The 19,797-nt window shown below is 45.1% G+C and carries 23 protein-coding genes; 12 read left to right on the forward strand and 11 right to left on the reverse strand.

Annotation, left to right across the window (positions count from 1 at the left end; genetic code table 11):
* From ICC18_RS23765 to ICC18_RS23780, 4 genes are all read right to left on the reverse strand, one after another.
* On the reverse strand, window positions 1-2,433 hold the full coding sequence (locus tag ICC18_RS23765; RefSeq protein ID WP_188176952.1) for a heavy metal translocating P-type ATPase: 2,433 nt from the start codon (window positions 2,431-2,433) through the stop codon (window positions 1-3).
* Between the two features lie 41 nt (window positions 2,434-2,474).
* Complete coding sequence (locus ICC18_RS23770) at window positions 2,475-2,681, reverse strand: copper ion binding protein (RefSeq protein ID WP_188176953.1); 207 nt, start codon at window positions 2,679-2,681, stop codon at window positions 2,475-2,477.
* 22 nt (window positions 2,682-2,703) lie between these two features.
* A complete protein-coding gene (locus tag ICC18_RS23775; protein ID WP_188176954.1) occupies window positions 2,704-3,024 on the reverse strand; it encodes a metal-sensitive transcriptional regulator in 321 nt (106 codons plus the stop codon).
* A gap of 105 nt (window positions 3,025-3,129) precedes the next feature.
* Window positions 3,130-3,990 (reverse strand): DUF8832 domain-containing protein, encoded by an 861-nt coding sequence (locus ICC18_RS23780; protein WP_188176955.1) that lies wholly within the window; start codon window positions 3,988-3,990, stop codon window positions 3,130-3,132.
* Between the two features lie 387 nt (window positions 3,991-4,377).
* Here ICC18_RS23780 and ICC18_RS35060 point away from each other — a divergent pair, with 387 nt between their 5' ends.
* Window positions 4,378-4,716, forward strand: coding sequence for a four-helix bundle copper-binding protein (locus tag ICC18_RS35060; RefSeq protein ID WP_512699404.1), 339 nt, complete (start codon window positions 4,378-4,380; stop codon window positions 4,714-4,716).
* A 52-nt stretch (window positions 4,717-4,768) separates the two neighbouring features.
* Here ICC18_RS35060 and ICC18_RS23785 read toward each other — a convergent pair whose 3' ends face one another.
* From ICC18_RS23785 to ICC18_RS23810, 6 genes are all read right to left on the reverse strand, one after another.
* Window positions 4,769-5,632 (reverse strand): DUF8832 domain-containing protein, encoded by an 864-nt coding sequence (locus tag ICC18_RS23785; protein ID WP_188176956.1) that lies wholly within the window; start codon window positions 5,630-5,632, stop codon window positions 4,769-4,771.
* A 19-nt stretch (window positions 5,633-5,651) separates the two neighbouring features.
* On the reverse strand, window positions 5,652-6,443 hold the full coding sequence (locus ICC18_RS23790) for a M56 family metallopeptidase (RefSeq protein ID WP_188176957.1): 792 nt from the start codon (window positions 6,441-6,443) through the stop codon (window positions 5,652-5,654).
* Between the two features lie 73 nt (window positions 6,444-6,516).
* On the reverse strand, window positions 6,517-6,945 hold the full coding sequence (locus ICC18_RS23795; protein WP_188176958.1) for a BlaI/MecI/CopY family transcriptional regulator: 429 nt from the start codon (window positions 6,943-6,945) through the stop codon (window positions 6,517-6,519).
* Between the two features lie 168 nt (window positions 6,946-7,113).
* Complete coding sequence (locus ICC18_RS23800) at window positions 7,114-7,992, reverse strand: F510_1955 family glycosylhydrolase (protein ID WP_188176959.1); 879 nt, start codon at window positions 7,990-7,992, stop codon at window positions 7,114-7,116.
* A 110-nt stretch (window positions 7,993-8,102) separates the two neighbouring features.
* Window positions 8,103-9,155, reverse strand: a complete 1,053-nt coding sequence (gene add, locus ICC18_RS23805) for an adenosine deaminase (RefSeq protein ID WP_223192817.1) — start codon at window positions 9,153-9,155, stop codon at window positions 8,103-8,105.
* Between the two features lie 203 nt (window positions 9,156-9,358).
* A complete protein-coding gene (locus tag ICC18_RS23810) occupies window positions 9,359-10,051 on the reverse strand; it encodes a DNA alkylation repair protein (RefSeq protein WP_223192818.1) in 693 nt (230 codons plus the stop codon).
* A gap of 121 nt (window positions 10,052-10,172) precedes the next feature.
* On the opposite strand from ICC18_RS23810, the gene ICC18_RS23815 reads away from it, so the two are divergent.
* Both ICC18_RS23815 and ICC18_RS23820 read left to right on the forward strand, forming a co-directional pair.
* A complete protein-coding gene (locus ICC18_RS23815; RefSeq protein WP_188176960.1) occupies window positions 10,173-10,970 on the forward strand; it encodes a Cof-type HAD-IIB family hydrolase in 798 nt (265 codons plus the stop codon).
* 120 nt (window positions 10,971-11,090) lie between these two features.
* On the forward strand, window positions 11,091-11,669 hold the full coding sequence (locus ICC18_RS23820) for a TetR/AcrR family transcriptional regulator (protein ID WP_188176961.1): 579 nt from the start codon (window positions 11,091-11,093) through the stop codon (window positions 11,667-11,669).
* 50 nt (window positions 11,670-11,719) lie between these two features.
* Here the strand turns inward: ICC18_RS23820 and ICC18_RS23825 are convergent, their stop codons facing one another.
* A complete protein-coding gene (locus ICC18_RS23825; RefSeq protein ID WP_188176962.1) occupies window positions 11,720-12,280 on the reverse strand; it encodes a TetR/AcrR family transcriptional regulator in 561 nt (186 codons plus the stop codon).
* Between the two features lie 50 nt (window positions 12,281-12,330).
* On the opposite strand from ICC18_RS23825, the gene ICC18_RS34630 reads away from it, so the two are divergent.
* The 9 genes from ICC18_RS34630 to ICC18_RS23865 all read left to right on the forward strand — a co-directional run bounded on the left by ICC18_RS34630 (window position 12,331) and on the right by ICC18_RS23865 (window position 19,606).
* The gene (locus tag ICC18_RS34630; protein ID WP_312029595.1) at window positions 12,331-13,272 is read left to right on the forward strand and encodes an AMP-binding protein; all 942 of its coding nucleotides are present in this window, start codon (window positions 12,331-12,333) and stop codon (window positions 13,270-13,272) included.
* Window positions 13,181-13,420, forward strand: a complete 240-nt coding sequence (locus tag ICC18_RS33975) for an AMP-binding enzyme (protein ID WP_312029596.1) — start codon at window positions 13,181-13,183, stop codon at window positions 13,418-13,420. Before ICC18_RS34630 ends, ICC18_RS33975 begins: the two co-directional genes overlap by 92 nt.
* Before the next feature lie 7 nt (window positions 13,421-13,427).
* Window positions 13,428-13,889 (forward strand): acyl-CoA thioesterase, encoded by a 462-nt coding sequence (locus ICC18_RS23835; RefSeq protein WP_188176963.1) that lies wholly within the window; start codon window positions 13,428-13,430, stop codon window positions 13,887-13,889.
* Between the two features lie 16 nt (window positions 13,890-13,905).
* Entirely contained in the window at window positions 13,906-14,757 is an 852-nt protein-coding gene (locus tag ICC18_RS23840; RefSeq protein ID WP_188176964.1) for an SDR family oxidoreductase, read from the forward strand.
* Window positions 14,758-15,134: 377 nt separating this feature from the next.
* Window positions 15,135-15,446 carry a spore germination protein gene (locus tag ICC18_RS23845; protein WP_188176965.1) on the forward strand — a complete coding sequence of 104 codons (312 nt, stop codon included), beginning with the start codon at window positions 15,135-15,137 and terminating at the stop codon, window positions 15,444-15,446.
* Window positions 15,443-17,014: a spore germination protein gene (locus ICC18_RS23850; protein ID WP_188176966.1), complete on the forward strand. Its 1,572-nt coding sequence runs from the start codon at window positions 15,443-15,445 to the stop codon at window positions 17,012-17,014. The genes ICC18_RS23845 and ICC18_RS23850 overlap by 4 nt, the downstream gene beginning before the upstream one ends.
* Before the next feature lie 27 nt (window positions 17,015-17,041).
* The gene (locus ICC18_RS23855; RefSeq protein WP_188176967.1) at window positions 17,042-18,223 is read left to right on the forward strand and encodes a Ger(x)C family spore germination protein; all 1,182 of its coding nucleotides are present in this window, start codon (window positions 17,042-17,044) and stop codon (window positions 18,221-18,223) included.
* A 16-nt stretch (window positions 18,224-18,239) separates the two neighbouring features.
* Entirely contained in the window at window positions 18,240-19,373 is a 1,134-nt protein-coding gene (locus ICC18_RS23860; protein WP_188176968.1) for a GerAB/ArcD/ProY family transporter, read from the forward strand.
* The gene (locus ICC18_RS23865) at window positions 19,370-19,606 is read left to right on the forward strand and encodes a hypothetical protein (RefSeq protein ID WP_188176969.1); all 237 of its coding nucleotides are present in this window, start codon (window positions 19,370-19,372) and stop codon (window positions 19,604-19,606) included. Before ICC18_RS23860 ends, ICC18_RS23865 begins: the two co-directional genes overlap by 4 nt.
* Window positions 19,607-19,797 lie beyond the last annotated feature (191 nt).

Raw genomic sequence — 19,797 nt, forward strand, 5'->3', positions numbered from 1 at the left:
TTAGAGCTTAATTCGTTGTAATCTTAGTGCGTTTAATACTACAGAAACCGAACTTAGCGCCATAGCCGCTCCCGCTAACCAAGGAGCCAAGAAGCCCAAAGCTGCGATAGGAATCCCTATTACATTGTAAGCTAACGCCCAGAATAAGTTTTGCTTAATATTCGCCATTGTCTTCTTACTCATAAAGATTGCGTCTGGAATGCTGTTAAGGTCGCCGCGCATTAAGGTTACATCTGCAGCTTCCATGGCAACATCGGTCCCTGTTCCAATCGCCATGCCGATATCGGCCGTAGCAAGTGCAGGAGCATCATTGATTCCGTCGCCGACCATCGCAACCTTCATACCTTGTTCCTGCAGTTTCTTTACTTCAGCAGCTTTACCTTCTGGCAACACCTCTGCTAGAACATTATCAATTCCTGCTTCTGCGGCAATAGCTTTAGCTGTTCGTTCATTGTCACCAGTAATCATAACAACTTTGATGCCAAGATTCTTTAAGCGATGCACGGCTTCTTTGGAAGTCTCTTTGATAGTATCAGCAACAGCAACCATGCCTGCATATGTTCGGTCGATTGCAACGAGCATAGCTGTTTTGCCCGACTCTTCAAGACGATTCATCACATCAAAAGCAGATTCAGCCTGTACGTCATACTTATTCATGAGCTTGCGAGTCCCTATAAGCATTTCTTTACCTTCTACGATCGCGCGGATTCCAAAACCAGGAATGGCCTCAAACTCTTCAGTTGCCGGTAAATCGACGCCTTTTTCTTTTATTCCGGCAACGATTGCTTCAGCGAGTGGATGCTCTGAGTTCTTTTCTGCCGCGCCTACCCAGCGCAAGAATTGCTGCTCATTTCCACCATCAGCCAAAATAACATCAGTAAGTCCCGGCTTGCCTTTTGTTACTGTTCCCGTTTTATCTAAAATGATCGCATCAACTCGATGCGTAGCTTCCAAATGCTCTCCGCCTTTAAAAAGGACGCCTAATTCAGCGGCACGACCAGAACCGGCCATAATGGAAGTAGGTGTTGCGAGTCCAAGCGCACAAGGACAAGCAATGACCAGGACAGCGATTGCTTTTTCAAGTGCATTGGCGAAGCTTCCAGGATCAACAGCGAAGTACCATATGCAAAAGGTAACAATAGCAATACCAACTACAATCGGAACGAATATCCCTGAAATGGTGTCAGCAACCCTTTGAATCGGAGCTTTGGAACCTTGCGCCTCTTCAACTACCTTAATAATTTGTGCAAGAGCCGTTTCCTTGCCTACCTTAGTCGCTTGAATTTTTAATACACCATTTTTGTTAATGGTTGCCCCGATAGCATGATCGCCCGAGCGTTTTTCAACAGGAATACTCTCGCCTGTCAACATCGATTCATCGACAGAGGATACCCCTTCACTAACAACGCCATCAACAGGAATTTTCTCACCTGGTTTTACCACAATGACATCATTAACGACTACTTCTTCGACGGGAATGCTAATTTCTTGACCCTCACGAATGACAAGCGCAGTTTTTGCCTGCAATCCCATTAGTGTTTTAATCGCTTCCGAGGATCTGCCTTTTGCCAAAGCTTCGAACAACTTGCCTAAAAGAATTAATGTAATCAAAACCGAGCTTGTCTCGTAATACATTTCAACCTGGTGATGACCATGACTGTTCAATGATTGAATCGTTAAGTAGAGGCTATAAAAATATGCCGCCGATGTTCCAAGAGCAACAAGCACATCCATGTTTGCACTGCCATTACGAAGTGCCTTATAGGCCCCAACATAGAATTGTCTGCCAATAATAAATTGCACAGGAGTAGCTAATGCTAATTGAAACCAAGGATTCATAAACAGCTCAGGTAACCAAATAAAAGATGTAAATGAGAAATGACTCACCATTGCCCATAATAATGGGAAAGATAACACTGCTGAGATAACCAATTTAGTCTTTTGCCGCTTGATTTCTTTTTTGCGGTGATCCCCTGCGTCTTTCTGTTCTTCTTGTTTAGGTGCTGCCTTATATCCCAGAGATTCAACTTTCTTAATTAAATCGTTCACGGATACACTCGATGGCGTATATTCTACATGCGCTGTCTCTAAAGCAAGATTGACTGTCGCTTTAGCTACTCCAGGCATTTTATTTAGCCCTTTCTCAATTCGAGTCGCACATGCCGCGCAAGTCATACCCGTAATTTGAAAGTCCATCGTTTCCTTTGCAGTATCATAGCCCAATGATTGAATCTTTTGTTCCATCTGGGATCGATTGACTTTCGATGGATCATATACGACAGAAGCTTGTTCCAGTGCAAAGTTCACCGTTGCCCCTTCAACGCCTTCTAATTTATTTAGACCTTTCTCAATCCTGTTTGCACAGGCGGCACATGTCATACCGGTAATTTGAAAAATGGTTTGTTGCTGCTCCAAAGATTGTGGCTTTTCCAAAATGATGACCCCCCATCTTAAAGATACCCTCGAGGGGTATCTTAGACTTCTTTAACATCGTAACCTTGATCTTCGATAGCTTCTTTAATTGCGTCCAGCTTAAGTTTACTTTCGTCAAACTCAATTGCTACTGTTTTTGAAGCCAAATCTACACGTCCCTTGGCTCCGATTTCTTTTAATGCTCCTTCGATTGAATTTACGCAGTGCCCACAGGACATTCCCTCAACGTTCAATGTAATGTTTTGCATTTCAATTTCCTCCTCGTAGTAGTTATTTCATTAATTTATTTATTGTTACCAATAACTCATCAATAATTTCAGGGTCGCCGGCTTGGATCCGTTCAATGACACAGCTCTTCATATGACCCTCAAGCAAAAGTTTCCCGACACCATTTAAAGCAGATTGTATAGCAGCAATTTGGTTAAGAACCTCGTCACAATAGGTGTCTTTTTCAATAAGTCCCTTAATGCCTCGAATTTGTCCTTCAATGCGGTTTAATCGTACTGTCAAATTTGATTTTAGCTTATCTGAGTGATGGCTCTTACGACTTACTGAACAGCAATCGTCTTCTACTAGAGCTTTTGCTTCCATTTGGCCTCCCTCCTTATCTTGGTTTTATTATACTATACCCCCCTCCCCTATGCAAGCCTTTTTTTACGAAAATTCTTTTCTTTTCACATAAATGCCAACAAGAATTTATGGCACATTTATCACGAATGGGACTACAAATAATTTCCCGTTCTGTTGAAATTGTCCCCATATTTTATAAACGCCACTTTTAGGGAAAGAGGTTGCAAATTTCGCATCCGGTCCTGTTGCCTTTTCTTCCAGTGGATGATTATGAATGTACTGTTCAACATCACTACTGATAATAACCACATGTCCAACAGCGCCTAGATAAGGTTGTAGATTGGTAATAGGTTGTTTGGAGCTGCTGTCCTTAAACGCAAATTTCATTTCAATATCTTTGCCTGCTTCTAATTTATTGAAGCTTAATGTGATTTCTTTACCATCAACAACCGTCGTCAAACTCTTGTCAAGAGTTATTGCTGCAAGTTCTGTCTTATCCCCGACCTGAATCCAATGACTTTCTGTTTTTTGCTTTCCTCCGCTTGGAATAAAATCTGCAATTAGCTTAAATTCGCCATTCTTAGGGAATTTCGTACTGATTTCAAACAGACCGGCACCCTTATAATCCGGATGTATATGGTCAAAGTACGAAAGGTCTTTATTGACTACAATAAGATGCATTTGTTTCTCATGGCTAACATCAAACTTTTCAATTTTTCCGCCTTTATCATCACTGATCTGAATGGATAACTTGACATCTTGGTTAGGTTGGGGCTTTTCAACAGACAACTTCCAATCAGTGACTATTTTAAAATCAGTACTATTACCGTGATCTTCGTGTTGCTCATGGCTTTTATTTGTGGCATCGACATTCTTTTCTGTTTTTGTTACTGCATTGTGTTCGGTATGTCCAGCTTCTGGTTTTGCTCCGCAAGCAGTTAATAATGCCGCGGCAATAATGGTTACTCCAATCGCTTTGTAAAACATGGGCTTCTCTCCTCGAATTTCGACTTTTTCTAAATTGATGAAGTTATGGACTGCTGTAACGATTTTAAGGTAATTCGATCTATAAATTTTGAGAATTTCTGATGACCATAAAGTTGGCTAAACATAATAAAAACAAAGCAGTCCATCGACGTGGATCTGGTGAAGCTGCCGCATTAGCCTGAACCGATATTTAACTACCTCCTTATATTGATTTGATTTTCAGTTGTAGGGAATAAATCCCAACTGATAATTATAGTATACCCCCCTATACTATAATGTCAACATAATTTTTCGCTATCTACTGTAATTGGGCTTACTTCCAAGTATCAGGGCATTTGTACATTGAATACCTTAACAAGGTAATCAAATACCTAGAGGAGAGTTCAAATGCCGACGCAGACAATAATACCTGGAGTACTTAGAACCTTACATGAGTGTGCAATAATGTGCGAAAGAACAGCGGATTCCTTGCTGCACCAACCAGATTCCCATATGCGAAGACACCAAATCAAGTTACTTCACGATTGCGCCTCCATATGTGAATTGTGTGCAAAATATATTGCTAGGCATAGTCTAATTATGAAATCCATTTGCGAATTTTGTGCTTATGTTTGTGAGGTATGCGGGCATGAGTGTTTAAGACACCATGACCACGAATCGCAAATGTGTGGCCATATGTGCTTAAATTGCGCAAGAGAATGTCGTGCTTTAGCTATGGCAATGTAACCAAAAAATAAAGAAACGAACTTGGAAAGATTGCCAAGTTCGTTTCATTTTATTAAGGTACTTTTACTGTGAATGGAACTGTAAACACCTTACCCTCATGTTGGAACTGTCCCCAAATTTTATAAGTGCCACTCTTAGGGAAAGTCGTCATGAATTTCGCATCAGGACCTGTTGCCTTCTCATCCATTGGGTGTACATGCAGGTATAGACCCGTATCTTCACTTATAATTACAACATGGCCTACAGCACCTAAATAAGGTTGGAGATTTGATATAGGTTGCTTCGTTGTTTCATTTTTAATGTTGAAATTAATGGTCAGCTCTTCTCCAGCTTTAAGTTTATCAAACGATAAAGTAACTTCTTTGTTTTCAATTGCTTTCGGTTTATCGGTATCTGGGTTAAGAGCAGCAACATGTGGTGCAGCTCCTTCGACAGTTACAACATGTTCTTTAACGGATTTCTCTCCACCTTTAGGAACGAAATCAGCATATAACTTATAGTCGCCGCCATTAGGGAACTTTGTCGTAATGGTGAATAATCCGTTTCCTTTATATTCTGGATGAATATGTTCAAAATAAGATAAATCTTTGCTAACAATAATCAAGTGCATGAGTTTTTCGTGTTGTATTTCAAAATCTTGGACTGGCTTTCCATCCTTGTCTTGAACTTGAATGGTTAAATCATCATTTTGATTGCTTTGTGGTTTTTCCGCGGTTAATTTCCAAGTAACTTTAAGATTGTCATCTTTGGCTGTAGTGTCTCCACCACCGTGATTTTCGCCGTGACTCATCTCCCCTGCTTGAGGAATAGCAGTATTGTTTCCTTCGTGATTCATATTCGAATGGTCCATTTTTGCTCCACAACCACTCAGTACTAGGGTAAGTGCTACGACACCAGTAAAGATTGATTTTTTCATCTGGACAGCTCCTATCTCTTTAATATAAAAATTTATGCAAAACAAACTGGCTGTCTATACAGCTTATAAAAGCTAATACATTCAAAAACAATACGATTATTGATATTACAAGTCTTTTGTTCATTCCAAACGGAACAGAAACTTCATGCTCGGGTTGAACAATTTGTTGTATTCGGTAATTAATCGAGGCTCCGGCGAAATAAGCCGTAACTTCGCTATAGGAATGTTTCACCACACGATTAGATTTAGCTATTTTTAATAAGGCAGAACCTAAAGCTAGGCTATTCTTCATTTGCTCCATAGCATATCGATCTGCTAACAATTCCCTCCAAGTTTTATAATATTCGACTAAACTTTTTAAACTGGGAATGTAAGCCATGCCTTCAAGTAGAATATGAATTGCAAGGAATTTAAGCGGGTCCCGTTTCATGCAGTGAAAGTGTTCGTGAAGTAAGATAGCTTCCACTTCTTCTTGAGTAAAATTCTTAAACCAAGCATTTGAGATCACGATCTTCGGCTTTAAAAAACCTAATGTAAGAGCAATCAAATTATCATTTTTCACGATAACGATCTTATTGTTTAACCTAGGGTATTGTTTATTTATGTTAATCGTAGCTGATAAGTCTTGATCATTTTTAAAAGCTTTTCTCCACTTCAAAAGTAACAGAATTTGCTTTCCAATTTGCCAAACCATTCTAACCAAAATGACTATAAATATACTACTAATTATTAAGCCAACTAAGGAATTCTCTTTTACTGGAAGCATTGCGGAATTCATATGAAAAGCATTCATTCCAACATGATGCAGCAAAAAGACTGCCATCTGAAATAGCATAAACATTCCTAACATGACGATCAAACTGAACGATAGTTTAGATTTTATCCTAGGAACCATTATTCTCATTCCTTTTTTTCAATTCGTTAAGCTTATCCTCCAACTGCTGAAGAAATGAAGTATCCACTTGCTCTAAAGCCTCGACAAAATGAGAAGCAACCAATCCTCCAAAATCTTCAATCAAGCCTAAAGTGACACTTTTAGTTTGCTCATGTAGAAATTCTTCCTTAGATTGCACCGCATGATAATACGTTGTTCGTCCCTTTGTATGTCTTGATAAATGTTCCTTATCTACAAGCCGGTTCATTACCGTATTTACAGCATTAAAGGAAATGGGACTTTCAAGACTTAATTTCTCTTGTACTTGTTTAATATTCTGTTCACCAGCAGCCCAAATGACTTCCATTATTTTCGCCTCCAATGCACCGAAAAAGCGATTAAGCCCCTCTTCATTAACTTTAAATTTGTTGATCGACATTTAGCAGCTCCTAACACCACACATCGTAGGGTAAATATCCATGAAGTTGTTACCCTACATATTGTAGGGTAACAATAAATTAAAGTCAAACCCCCTTCAAAGTCTACCCCCATATTTGTGTATTAAATGACGAAAAGCCGTGTAGGGCAACTGCCCTCGCGTCTCCTATCATTGGGTTTTTCCTTGATTAGCAATTTGTGACCAAGTGCTTCCATTATCATAGCTGATAAATACGTTCTTTTTAAACGTTGAAAACACCAGTTCACTTTCTTTAAGCGGGTTCTGCGAAAGGTATTGAACAGCATCGTCTTGATCAAGTTTTGGTATCTGTAATGTAGTTACTTGTTGTTGAGCATCTTGGATCACTATGGAGTTGGGACCGCCGATCAATAAATCCCCTGCCAAAGTAAACGATACCCCTGTTGTAGGAAATTGCACTGTAACTTTGTTAAAATGGTTTCCTTTATCCTTCGAAATAAAAAGGCCTGCTTTTGTTATTAAGGCAACCGTTGAAGAATCGCTTGGGTGAGCTGCTATTGCGACTGGCTCGCCACTAATGCCGTCCTGATTGCTCTTTGACCATGACCTCGCATCATCTAAAGAATAGAAAAGACCTGCAGAAGGCATTTTTTCGTTCTTCTTTGGGTTATACACATAAATGGCATGCGTTTTATAGCCGACCGCCATACCATGGAAATCCTCTACTCCGTGAAGGTCTAATATCTGTAGTTTTTTTCCGTTATCATCGCTCTTGACAATACCTAGCGGATTCTTCAAATCTGACCCTTCAGCAGGGTGCCCGCTGCTATAAAAGCCGGTGTCCACAGTATTGAATCCCATATAGTCATGTTTGTCGCCGCCAAAACTTCCCCATTTTCCATTTGAGTAACTAACTAGGCCATGATGAGCTGGAATAAGAATTTGTTTGCCATCACCTGTATAACCAAGCCCATGTACATGCGATAAGGTGATTTTACTTGATGAACTACAGCCAACAATTGCTATTACACTAATAACTAATAAGCACAACATTTGAATTTTTTTCATATAGTTCTCCTTTGCATAACAAAATAACATGTTTTATTTATTTTAAACATAGAACCTCCTTACAAGCAAAAAGAGTCTGCCGCATCAACTTCATGCAGCAGACTCCTCTTTTAATTCAGCAGCCCCAGGCTACTCAGCTCATTTTCCATTTCACGTTTCAACAATAACTTGTCGCTCTCCTCCAAAAATGCCGCTTCCACTCCGTTCATAATGAGCTTCACCAGCTCCGGAGTTGTAAATCCAAATCGATCCGCCAGCACGCTGTACTCTTTTGTAATATTCGTTCCTGATACGCTAGGATTATCCGTGTTAATCGTGACGAGCAGCCCTTGCTCCAAGTATTCGCGAATCGGGTAGGCTTCCCAACCGGGTACCGCCTTGGTTTGAATATTGCTGATCGGGCACATTTCCAGCGGGATCCGGCGGTCCTTAACCATAGCCAAAATCGATGCATTCTCCTTCAAACGTACGCCATGACCAATACGAACAGCGCCCAGATTGGCGACCGCTTCATAGACATTACCCGCTCCGGCTGCCTCTCCCGCATGAATCGTAACGGGAATGCCCAATCTTCTGGACTCGGCGAACACCTCGCGGAAAAATTCCGGCGGATAAGAGGCTTCATCCCCCGCCAAATCAACGGCGACTACGCCTTTGCCCACGAACTTCCCCGCGGCTCTGACAACCTCCAGATTGCTTGCCGCATCATGATTTCTCATACAGATTGCGATCACGCCGGCTCTCACGCCAAATTGACGCCCGCCTCGTTTCAACCCTTCCACCACGTGGTGAATCGTTTCTTCGACCGTTAATCCTTGATGACGATGCAGCTGTGGCGCGAAGCGGACTTCGACATATTTGCAATTATGTTCAGCGGATTGCTCGAGAACTTCGTAGGCGACGCGTTCCAACGCTTCCGCGGATTGAAGGAATCGCGTCGTAAAATCGAATTTGCTTAAGTATTCGGTAAGACTGCCGCACTCTTCGTTAACGCGCATATGCGGGATCAATTCATCCTTGTCATATACCGGCAGCTCCAGCCCTTGATTCAGGGCCAGCTCGAGGATCGTCTCTGGTTTCACACTTCCATCCAAGTGCAAATGAAGATCAACTTTAGGCAATCGCGATAGCAAATCTTGCGTCAGCATATTTTCCATTTTCATCTTCCCCTCTTCCTTTTCAAGTGTAGGCTGCCATAAATAATTTTATTTACTTTAAATCAATGTTATGAATATGTCAATGTTTATTACATAAATAAATTTTAATGCGTTTTATTAATATATGTGTAATATTTCCTTACGTGCATAATGCACAAAAAAATCCACGCAGCCGCGATTGCGAACCGTGTGGATTTGTATATGCCGTGTTATGTTGAAATGGATTCTTTGCGCTGAATCACCTTCAGCGCTTCCCGCACACTGAGCGGCGAGAGCTCAGTCTCAGCTACAAAAGCCCGAACAGCATCCGCATCTGTCTTCGAATACTCCCGCAGTGCCCATCCGATCGCCTTGCGGATGAAAAATTCCTTCGAATCCGCCATGCGCCGGATACAAGCGAAAAGCAGCGGAACATCCGTCTTCGTTTTGTATTTCAGCTGAAACAGGATGGCCGTACGCTGCAGCCACATGTTGCCCGAGCCCAGCCATTTCTCCACATACGACGGAATCAGCTCAGGGAATCGTTGCAAATGATAGCCGATCAAATGGTCGGCAATCGTATCGACGGTATCCCACCATGATTTCGAAACGACCAATTGCTCAAGCAGATCGATATCCTCGCGTTTCAGCCCCTTGCGTAATTGAATGAACATCATCAAGGCCGTGTAAGCAAATTCCCGCTCAGGCAGTTCCCATAGCTCTAGTGCAATAACGACGCCTTCCTCACTTTTGGGGAAACCGTGTTCCTTCCAAAATTGTTTGGTTAGCGCCACACGCTCCGGATTTTTGATCCCCAAGAAAGGGAAATTGTTCTTCATGTAGGTTTCCATCGAAGGCGCATATTCTACATTGCGATGTACCCGCAAAAAAGCCTCAAGCTTGTCCGTATAAGGGGATGCCAATGCGATCGTGTCTCCTTTTCGCCAATCATTTATAAGTAATATTATAGCAATTCTTCCGCCATTCCGTTATGCTAGTAGAAGAATTTTTATATAAAGAACTTATCGGATTGGAGAGGACTACATGACTTACAAATTAGTTGCTACCGATTTAGACGATACGCTGCTCAGGGATGACCTGACGATTTCACAGGAAACGATCGACGCTATGCATCAAGCCGTTGCCAAAGGCGTTACCGTCACGATCGCAACGGGAAGAAGCTTCCCGTCTGCCGCCAAAATTGCCAATCACATCGGGCTCAACGTGCCGATCATCACTTATCAAGGCGCCTTGATCAAAAATTTGCTGGATGAAAAAGTGCTCTACGAGCGGACTGTACCTGTGGAAAGCGCACGGCTGCTGCTCGATTTCTGCGAAAAAAGAAACCTTCACCTCCAACTGTATCATGGCGATCAGCTCTATGTCGGCGAAGACAACGATAAAATTAAAAACTACGTGCGTCTCTCCAAGACACCTTATATCGTTGGCGACTTGCGTCAGTGGATCGATATTCCACAGCCGAAGCTGCTTATCGTCGATGAACCGGAGGTTTGCGACAGACTGCGCGAAGAGCTGCTCCCGCTGCTCGGCGACAAACTGCACATCACCAAATCCAAGCCGCATTACTTGGAATTCATGCACAAGGAAGGTACTAAAGGTCATGCCATTACGTTCCTGGCCCAGCATATCGGCTGCAGCTTGGATGATGTTATCGCGCTCGGCGATGCGTGGAACGACCGAGAAATGCTTGAGGTTGCAGGACTAGGCGTAGCCATGGACAACGCACTGCCTGAGCTCAAAGAGCTGGCGAACTATATCACACGAAGCAATAACGACGATGGCGTCAGACACGTTATCGAAAAGTTTATTTTGGAGAAATAGGGACAGCAGCCTCCCTTGCTGAAGATGAGCGCTCGTGATAAACTTTGATACAGAACTGTTCCGTCATATTTTTGATAGACAAGTTCTCAACTTACATTAACGATTGGTCAGGTGAAATAAATGGCAGCACCACGCTCATCTGCACGTCAGCGCATCCTGGAAGTGGCTTCTGATTTGTTTTATCGTGAAGGCATCCGTTCGATTGGTGTGGATACGATTGTTGAACAATCCGGAGTGGGTAAAGCCACGCTCTATCGTCATTTCCCAACCAAAGATGCTTTAATTGTTGCTTATCTCGAGGCACAGGATCATATTAATTGGGAGCACTTTGATAGGGTCGTCGCTCAGCATGAAGGATCGCCAAAAGCGCAATTGTTAGCATTGATTGATGCCACCATCGAATTATTGGAGCCGGGATACCATCGCGGTTGTCACTTCTTGAATGCACTTGCTGAATTCTCTGAAGAAGACCATCCCGTACATCTGTTAGCGGTTGAATACAATCGTGCGATCCGTTTGCGGTTATCACGCTTGAGCCAACAAGCGGGTATAAATGATGAGAGTTTGACTGACCAGCTTATGCTGGTGATCAATGGGGCTCTGTCTTCTGTTCCGGTATATGGCTTTGCCGGCCCTGCCGCCCAGCTTAAAGCCATTGCCATACATCTGATAGACTTGCATCTCGAAAATAAGAATTAAAAATAAAGAGGTCCTGTCCAGCAAGCACCGCTTGCGCCGGGACCTTTTTTTTAATTTACTTCCCTTGGGGGCCGACCTTCTGAACGAGAATGATCTTTGAACATTAAAGCAGGAACCTCTAATACGGCAACGATATTGCAAAAGATCCCTCTCGCCATAAATGTAACCACCTGATCCTCGGCTTGCTCGATGCCAGCCTTCGTAAATTTATCCAATACGAGATCGCGGATGCTTAACCAGCCTTGCCGGGCGGCCTCTCGGATTGATTCCTCAGGGATAGCCATCGCTTGAAGCTGCAAGGCAATCTCGTTCGGATACGCCTCTGAAAGCTCTTCGTAAGCTGCAATCAAATCCGGAATCAAACCCTCCGATGTACTGTCCACTCGGCTAAACTCACGGTAGATACGCCCGAATGCCCGCTCCAATGCCGCAACGAACAACTCCTCCTTCGTCCCAAAAAACCGAAACACATAGGGCTGTGATATGCCGGCTTTCTGCGCAACCAGCGCGGTAGTAGCCCGATAATAACCGTGCTCCGCAAACACGGCTACCGCAGCTTCCAGTATATCCTCTTTACGATTCGCTGCAGTTTGTAATTCTTTCTTAGCCAATTCAAAACCTCCTGTACGGGCGTCAAGCACATGGCTTCTATCGTTAGTGATTGATCAATTACAATATACAGCATTGTATTCTGCCATGCAAGCTTTATTTATTAAAAATAGGGCGCCTAGAGCTTCCGCCTACTTCTTTACAGCCGGTCTATTTATATGAGAACATATTAGAGAGCAGCGATGCTTCCTTCGAGTACACCGCACAGACGAATGAAAGCGCTCCCGCAGGTATGTGCTATACGTCCGCCACCACGGGGAATCCCAACGGTGTCGTTTACTCGCACCGAGGGATCTATCTTCACTCGCTGAGTATCGGGATAACCGATTCGCTCGATCTATCCGAACGGGATACCGTCATGCCCATCGTGCCGATGTTTCACATCAATGCGTGGGGGCTTCCCTTCGCCTCGGTCTGGTTCGGCAGTAAACAGGTGCTTCCCGGACCTATGCCCACACCGTATATCTTGTTGCGTATGATCGAGGAGGAAAAAGTAACCATAGCCGCCGGTGTCCCAACGGTTTGGACGGCTGCTCTTAAGGTTCAAGAGGCGATGAAGGCTGATCTGACCAGCCTGCGCGCCGTTATATGCGGAGGATCGGCCGCGCCCCGAAGCCTCATTGAATGCTACGAGCAGAACTTGAAAGTGCCCTTCTATCATGCTTACGGAATGACCGAAACCTACCCGCTCGTCACTATTGCATGCCTGAAGAGCTATCAGCGCGAGGCGCCTTTGGAGGAGCCGTACAAGACCCGGGCTACTCAAGGATTGCTGGTCCCTAGGCTGGATATGAAGAACGTCGGACCGCGCGAAGGATTTAATCAAGAGCGGCGGCGAATGGATCTCCTCACTCGATTTGGAAAACGCTTTAATGGCTCATCCCAACGTGTTCGAAGCTTGTGTGATCGGGGTCCCTCATCCGAAATGGGACGAACGTCCTCTTGCATTTGTCATGTTGAAAGATGTGGCGCTGCAAGCTGGCGACAAAGATGAGATACTCGGCTTCCTGAGTAATAAATTCGCCAAGTGGCGGATTCCCGACGATCTGATTTTCCTGGAGGAAATCCCACGGTCTTCCGTGGGCAAATTTATGAAGCGCGAGCTTCGCGAGCAATATCAAACCTATTTTACAGGAGACTAGACTTTCTATGAAAAATGCTGAATTAGAAGGCTTCCGCTTTTATACGCCCACAAAAGTCCGGTTCTGCGAAACCGATGCCAATGGGCATTTGAGTCATGTATCTTCCGTTATTTATATGGAGCAGGCCCGTTGCGAATATATGAATGCATTGGGGTTATTTTTTGCGTTGGCTGATAACGGTCCCGCAGATAAAACATTTTTTCTTGTCAGCCAATCAGTCACTTACAAGTCACAGGCGCATTTTAACGATACCCTAGATATTTATATGAAAATTAGCCGGATCGGTACTTCCTCGGTTGAGACGCAGTATGCGATTGTGAATCGTGAGACGCAGCAGGTGGTTAGTCTTGCAACCAGCGTCGGGGTTTACGTGGATGTACATACGCAAAAGAGTACCCCGCTGCCGGCCGATTTGGCCGAACGCATCGAGGAATTCGAGGCTGCATTTATCCGGCAGCAACAATACTAGAAAGGGGGCGAGGCGCATGTTTGAACCCACATTGCTGAAGGACAAAGTGGTTCTTATCACGGGTGGCGGTACTGGGCTCGGCCGTGCTATGGGGGAGCGATTCCTGGAACTGGGCGCGAAGCTGGCCATTTCCAGCCGCCGTGAGGAAGTATTGGCTAAGGCCGCTTCTGAGATGAGCGCCGGTGGTAAAGAGGTATTTTATAAGACTTGTGACGTGCGGGATCCTGTGCAGATTAAAGATATGGTGGAAGGTGTGGAGCAGCATTACGGCCGCATTGATGTACTCATAAATAACGCGGCCGGCAACTTTGCCAGCCCAACGGAGCATCTCTCCCCGCGCGCGGTGGATGCGGTGCTGAACATCGTGCTGCACGGTACCTTTTATACGACGCTGGAAGTCGGCAAAAAGTGGATTGAGCAAGGTACCGGCGGCACGATGCTCAATATCGTGACCTCCTACGCCTCGACCGGCTCCGGCTTCGTCGTGCCGTCCGCCGCCGCTAAGGCCGGCGTGCTCGCCATGACGCGCTCGCTCGCCGTTGAGTGGGCACGGCACGGCATCCGGCAGGTCGCCATCGCGCCGGGACTGTTCCCGACCGACGGCGCGTGGAGCCGGCTGGCTCCGACGCCGGAGCTGTCGGAGAAGCTGTTAAACCGCGTGCCGCTGCGCCGCGTCGGCGACAAAGAGGAGTTGGCGAATCTCGCCGCCTACCTCATCTCGGACTACGCCGGGTACATCAACGGTGAAGTCGTCACGATTGACGGCGGCGAATGGCTGCAGGGTGCCGGGCAGTTCAACGATCTGCTCGAGGTGACCGAGGAGCAGTGGATCGGCCTTGCGGAGATGACGCGCAAGGGCAAGTCGTAGCTTAAAACGCCTCTCTAATCATGCTGCTACAGTCTGGACAGACTGTACGCAACGGGTTGGGGAGGCGTTTTTTATTGCAATTGTACAATTTTGATTCCGCATGAAAAAAATAACTGTACTTTGAAATGGATTTAGGGGATTCATATTGCCAAATGCGGGGATGTCATATTTCGTAACCTGAAAACGACGGATGATCGTCAGATACTTAATATCTATCTTAAATTCCGTACACTAAGGAATCCGGCTTAAAATTCATTAGAAATGTATAATTCCATACCTACTTCGCCCCCGTTCTCATGATAAGTTCTACTTTAACATAATCGGCATATGTATAAAAATTCCACCACAGAACACAATATAGCTAGCATTAATGGGAAGTGGAGATTTCCTCGTTAAGGGCTGATACAACTAGTCTTATTGTTGAACAAATCATAGAACCTCTTGGACAATCACTCGGTAACGTTTGGGAACCCACAGCCGAAGCTTCTGTTCGTGGACCAAGTGAAGGCTTCGTTGAGGATATAACGAGGAATGTCGATTTGATCCGGAAAAGATTGAAGAACGGGCATCTGGTGTTTGAACCAGCTGAGTCGGAGCATTGGAGGCCAAGGCCGTTCCGATCCCATTCGTTCATGTGCTTCCTTGCTAATATTTATTATAAACAAGTGCAGGGAGGAATCTTAGGATGAAACATATCTTGAAGCGATGGATGACTTCGCCCCGACATAAAGAATTGATACAGGAACTGCAGCGCAGCTTCAAGCCGGCAGAGGATTTAAACGAAAGCCTGGGTACCACTATGGCGATATTGGAAGAACATTTTGCGAATTGTTCAGACGTCGTGTTTCAGCCGGTGAAATGGAATGATTGTGAAGTGCTGCTTGTTTATGTAGAAGGAATGGTTGACCTGCAGTTCTTCGCTCAGCTGCTGCAAGCGGCACCGAACGATGTGATTACAGAAGAAGGAAAACCATGCTTAAGTCTTGCCGAACGATTAGAGCAAATTCGAACAATAGGTACAATAACGCCGGCGGGTACGTTGGACGAGCTTGTGAAAGGCGTGTTTGTCGGTAATGTGGCAATCCTGGCCGACGGTGAGCGCAGCCTTTTGATTAACGGTATGGGGAAAACACCGGAGCGCAAAATTGCAGAGCCCGAGGCGGAAACGTTGATTCGCGGTCCCCGGGAGGGTTTTATCGAGCAGCTTCAGACCAATTTGATCATGCTTCGCAGACGCTTGCCGACGCCCCATTTCAAGATGGAGTCGCTTACGTTGGGGAAGCTTACCCAAACGAAGGTCGTTATGGCCTATATCGATGGTATTGCTACCGATTCTGTCGTGCAGGAGGTGCGCAATCGCGTATCGAGTATCGATATTGACGGAATTGTCGATTCGGGCTATATCGAAGAGTTCATTGAGGATATGCCGTATTCGCCGTTTCCACAGGTGCAGAACACGGAAAGGCCGGATGTCGTCGTAGGCAATTTGCTCGAAGGCAAGATTGCTGTCCTGGCCAGCGGATCGCCAAGCGCCCTCCTTGTGCCGTTGACATTCTGGGGCGGGCTGCAAAGCTCAGAGGATTATTACGAGCGGTACATGATCGGTACGTTCTTTCGTTGGATACGGTTTCTTTTATTTGTAATCGCACTCTTTCTGCCTTCGCTCTATGTGGCAATTTCAACCTTTCATCAGGAGATGATTCCGACCAATTTGCTGTTGACTATTGCCGGGGCCCGTGAAGCGAATCCGTTCCCGGCATTAGTGGAAGCGCTGCTGATGGAAATCACCTTCGAGGCGCTTCGGGAAGCGGGAGTGCGTTTGCCAAAGCAAGTCGGCTCAGCCGTAAGCATTGTCGGGGTCCTTGTAATCGGGGAAGCTGCAGTACAAGCGGGTATCGTATCCACGCCAATGGTTATCGTCGTCTCGATTACAGGGATTGCATCATTTGCGATTCCCCGATTTAACATGCAGTATAGCGTTCGTGTCCTTCGGTTTCCGTTAATTATTCTTGGCGGGACCCTTGGATTGTTCGGAATCGGAATCGGATTTCTCGGAATACTGATCCACCTGAGCTCCCTGCGTTCCTTCGGGATTCCGTACTTCTCTCCGATTGCTCCGGTTAACTTCGGAGGTTTGAGAGACGTATTGATCCGCGCTCCTCATTGGAACATGAAGCTGCGCCCCCGGTTGACAGGTTATCAGGATCCGGTTCGCGTTCCGCAAGGACAGAAACCGGGACCGGATCGGGACAATTAGGCGGACAGGAAAGGAGAGCTGTTATTAATGATTCCTCAACGTGCAATCGGGATCTTGCTAATAGCTTTGGCTCTGGTATGCACGGGCTGCTGGGATCGTAAGGAAGTCAATGATATTGCGCTGGTGATCGCCTCTTCGATAGATCTTCACGAGGACGGCCGTTATAGTGGCATGGTACAAATGGCGATACCGGCCCGGCAAATCGGGACTGCTGCTGAGAAGACCGAAAAATACTTTGTGCTAGAGGGAGACGGCAACAATGTAATGGAATTGGTTCAGCAAGAACAACCCAAATTGTCACGCAGGTTTTTTGTATCACACCGGCGTGTGATATTTATCGGAGAGAAGCTTGCGAGAAACGGAATTAAGAATCTTCTTGACTACTTTGGCCGCAATCCGACAACACGGCTTCGCACCTATGTGTTGGTCGTTAAGGGGGGAGAAGGAAAGGATGCGCTGACTACCGATTACCCGTTGGAGTTCGTGCCGTCCGAAGCGGTCCGCGAGATGGAAAATCTGATCGGTGCAACGGCTGTGACGTTGAGGGATCTGATGAATTCCTCTGCTGCTGAAGGCGTACAGCCGATTATGGGAGCAATTGAGCTTTCCAAGAACACAAAAGAAGTACAAGCGAAGAACAGAAGCAAGCATACGTTTAACTTGAACAGTACGGCTGTTTTCAAGGACTTGAAGCTAGTGGGTTATCTGGATGCAAAGCAGACGCAGATGTTGCAGTGGGTAACCGGAAAGCTGAAACAGAGCTTAATAACTGCCTCTCTTCCGGATAACCAAGGAGTTGTCAGCGTGAGATTGATTCAAGCTTCCCGGGTTGTCGATCTATCCTTAAAGGCAGGGAAACTACATATCTCTATCCATTTGAAGGGGAATGGAGCAATTGAAGAAAACGTTAGCCAACTAAATTTGGTGAACCCGAAATATTATTACCTGGTGGAAAACGAAATGAATAAACAGATCAGCCAGCGTATGCGGAAAACGATCGAATATGTGCAAAAAAATTACAATTCCGATATATTCGGTTTTGGAGAGACGCTTCACAAGAAGGACAACAACACATGGAAGCAGCATAAAGAGCATTGGGACAAGCTGTTTGCAGAAGCGGAAATTACGGTCGATGTTACATTTGTTGTACAGCGTGCGGGCATGTCAGGTCCGGGGCTTCAGCTTCGGGAGAAAGAAATGATCAAATGACGGTGGTGGAAGAGATATGGAAAAAGGAGTCGAACGTCTGCCGAACACGGGTTTTGCAGCTGTGATGTATATGTTTCTGTTGGGAAGTACGCTAACTCTTCCGCTGGCTGCCGTAGCCGGACATGACGCATGGATTTCAATTCTTCTCGCCATTGCCGTTTCCTTAGGCATCGTATGGATGTATTCGCATCTATGCCAATTATATCCGGGGAAGAATCTCATCGAGATCGGCGAGGAACTGTTCGGCGTCTGGATCGGACGTCTCATAGGCATTTGTTACGCTTGGTACGCGTTTCACCTTGGTGTGATGGTAGTGCGTAATTTCACCGAGTTAATATTGATGGTGGCCCTTCCCAAGACGCCTCCGGTGGTTATTGCCGCTGTTATGGTGGCAACTGTGTTGTGGGCCGCGTATGCAGGCATCGAAGTGCTTGCCCGCTGTTCTATCTTTATTCTTGGTTTCGTTTTAACGGAAGGAATGTTTTCAATTATATTCATGGGGAAAGATTTTCAACCTAGCAATCTTCTGCCCGTTATCGATAAAGGCTGGACGCCGATTTTGCAGGGAATGACGGGGCTTATCGGGTTCCCATTATGCGAAACGGTGTTGTTCGCGATGATTATTCCGCAGCTTAATAAAATTGAACAAGCAAAAAAAACGGTGCTGTGGACCACCGTTGCAGGAGGTCTGCTGCTTCTGCTTATCAATATTCGAAATACGTTGATACTGGGCGAACTGTCGTCAAGATTGATCTATCCAAGCTATACGGCCTATCAGTACATTTCGATAGCCGATTTCATTGAGCGTGTGGAGCCGGCAGTGATTTTTACCTGGGTGATGGGAGGCTTTGTCAAAATCTGCGTTTGCCTGTATGTTAGCGCCAAATCCCTTACAACGATCTTGTCCTCCAAACGGTTTCGGACCTATCTGGTTCCATTGAGCATTCTTATGCTGTTGTATTCCCGTATTATTTACCGGAACAACGCAGAAATGATCTTTTTTGCAGGAGAAGTATACCAATGGTATGTCGCTCCATTTGAAATTATTATTCCACTTCTAATGCTGCTGGCGGCCGCATGGGCCAAACGAAAAAAAAAGCCTTCATCCCTGTCGGAAGAAGGTCCTATTCCGGAGGTGCCGGTTACGTGAAACCTGTGAAAATAGCGTTGTACCTGCTGTTTATAGCATGCATATGCTATGTGCAGATTGTTGAATTGATAAGGAATAAGGAGAAGAAGGATGCTTTCTTTTACACCGGATTCATGCTGACCGCGGCGGTGATTGGGTCGCTTTTTATTGCAGGTGTCCCTGTACCCAGTCCTTACCTTCCGTTGAAGGCGGTCTTCGAGCCGGTGGGAAAATGGTTTTTTCCAAAAAAATAAAGGGATTCGGATATAGAATAAACGCTTTAGGGAATTATTCATCAATCTGCATATTATTCATTATGATTCACTTCAATTGTCGGTGAATGTGGAATACTTGCTTCATGGCATATAACATCACCTCAAGAGTAATCTACCCTGGAAATTATTACATTATCCTCGGATCTGATCCTAAAGGACTGGAGCTCTGA

Source organism: Paenibacillus sedimenti (assembly GCF_014534655.1).
GTDB lineage: Bacteria > Bacillota > Bacilli > Paenibacillales > NBRC-103111 > Paenibacillus_E > Paenibacillus_E sedimenti.

Bases quoted from the DNA above. Each gene is read 5' to 3' on its own strand.
- ICC18_RS23770 (WP_188176953.1), bottom strand. From the start codon at position 2,681: ATGCAAAACATTACATTGAACGTTGAGGGAATGTCCTGTGGGCACTGC.
- ICC18_RS23775 (WP_188176954.1), bottom strand. From the start codon at position 3,024: ATGGAAGCAAAAGCTCTAGTAGAAGACGATTGCTGTTCAGTAAGTCGT.
- ICC18_RS23780 (WP_188176955.1), bottom strand. From the start codon at position 3,990: ATGTTTTACAAAGCGATTGGAGTAACCATTATTGCCGCGGCATTATTA.
- ICC18_RS35060 (WP_512699404.1), top strand. From the start codon at position 4,378: ATGCCGACGCAGACAATAATACCTGGAGTACTTAGAACCTTACATGAG.
- ICC18_RS23785 (WP_188176956.1), bottom strand. From the start codon at position 5,632: ATGAAAAAATCAATCTTTACTGGTGTCGTAGCACTTACCCTAGTACTG.
- ICC18_RS23795 (WP_188176958.1), bottom strand. From the start codon at position 6,945: ATGTCGATCAACAAATTTAAAGTTAATGAAGAGGGGCTTAATCGCTTT.
- ICC18_RS23800 (WP_188176959.1), bottom strand. From the start codon at position 7,992: ATGAAAAAAATTCAAATGTTGTGCTTATTAGTTATTAGTGTAATAGCA.
- add (WP_223192817.1), bottom strand. From the start codon at position 9,155: ATGAAAATGGAAAATATGCTGACGCAAGATTTGCTATCGCGATTGCCT.
- ICC18_RS23815 (WP_188176960.1), top strand. From the start codon at position 10,173: ATGACTTACAAATTAGTTGCTACCGATTTAGACGATACGCTGCTCAGG.
- ICC18_RS23820 (WP_188176961.1), top strand. From the start codon at position 11,091: ATGGCAGCACCACGCTCATCTGCACGTCAGCGCATCCTGGAAGTGGCT.
- ICC18_RS23835 (WP_188176963.1), top strand. From the start codon at position 13,428: ATGAAAAATGCTGAATTAGAAGGCTTCCGCTTTTATACGCCCACAAAA.
- ICC18_RS23840 (WP_188176964.1), top strand. From the start codon at position 13,906: ATGTTTGAACCCACATTGCTGAAGGACAAAGTGGTTCTTATCACGGGT.
- ICC18_RS23850 (WP_188176966.1), top strand. From the start codon at position 15,443: ATGAAACATATCTTGAAGCGATGGATGACTTCGCCCCGACATAAAGAA.
- ICC18_RS23855 (WP_188176967.1), top strand. From the start codon at position 17,042: ATGATTCCTCAACGTGCAATCGGGATCTTGCTAATAGCTTTGGCTCTG.
- ICC18_RS23860 (WP_188176968.1), top strand. From the start codon at position 18,240: ATGGAAAAAGGAGTCGAACGTCTGCCGAACACGGGTTTTGCAGCTGTG.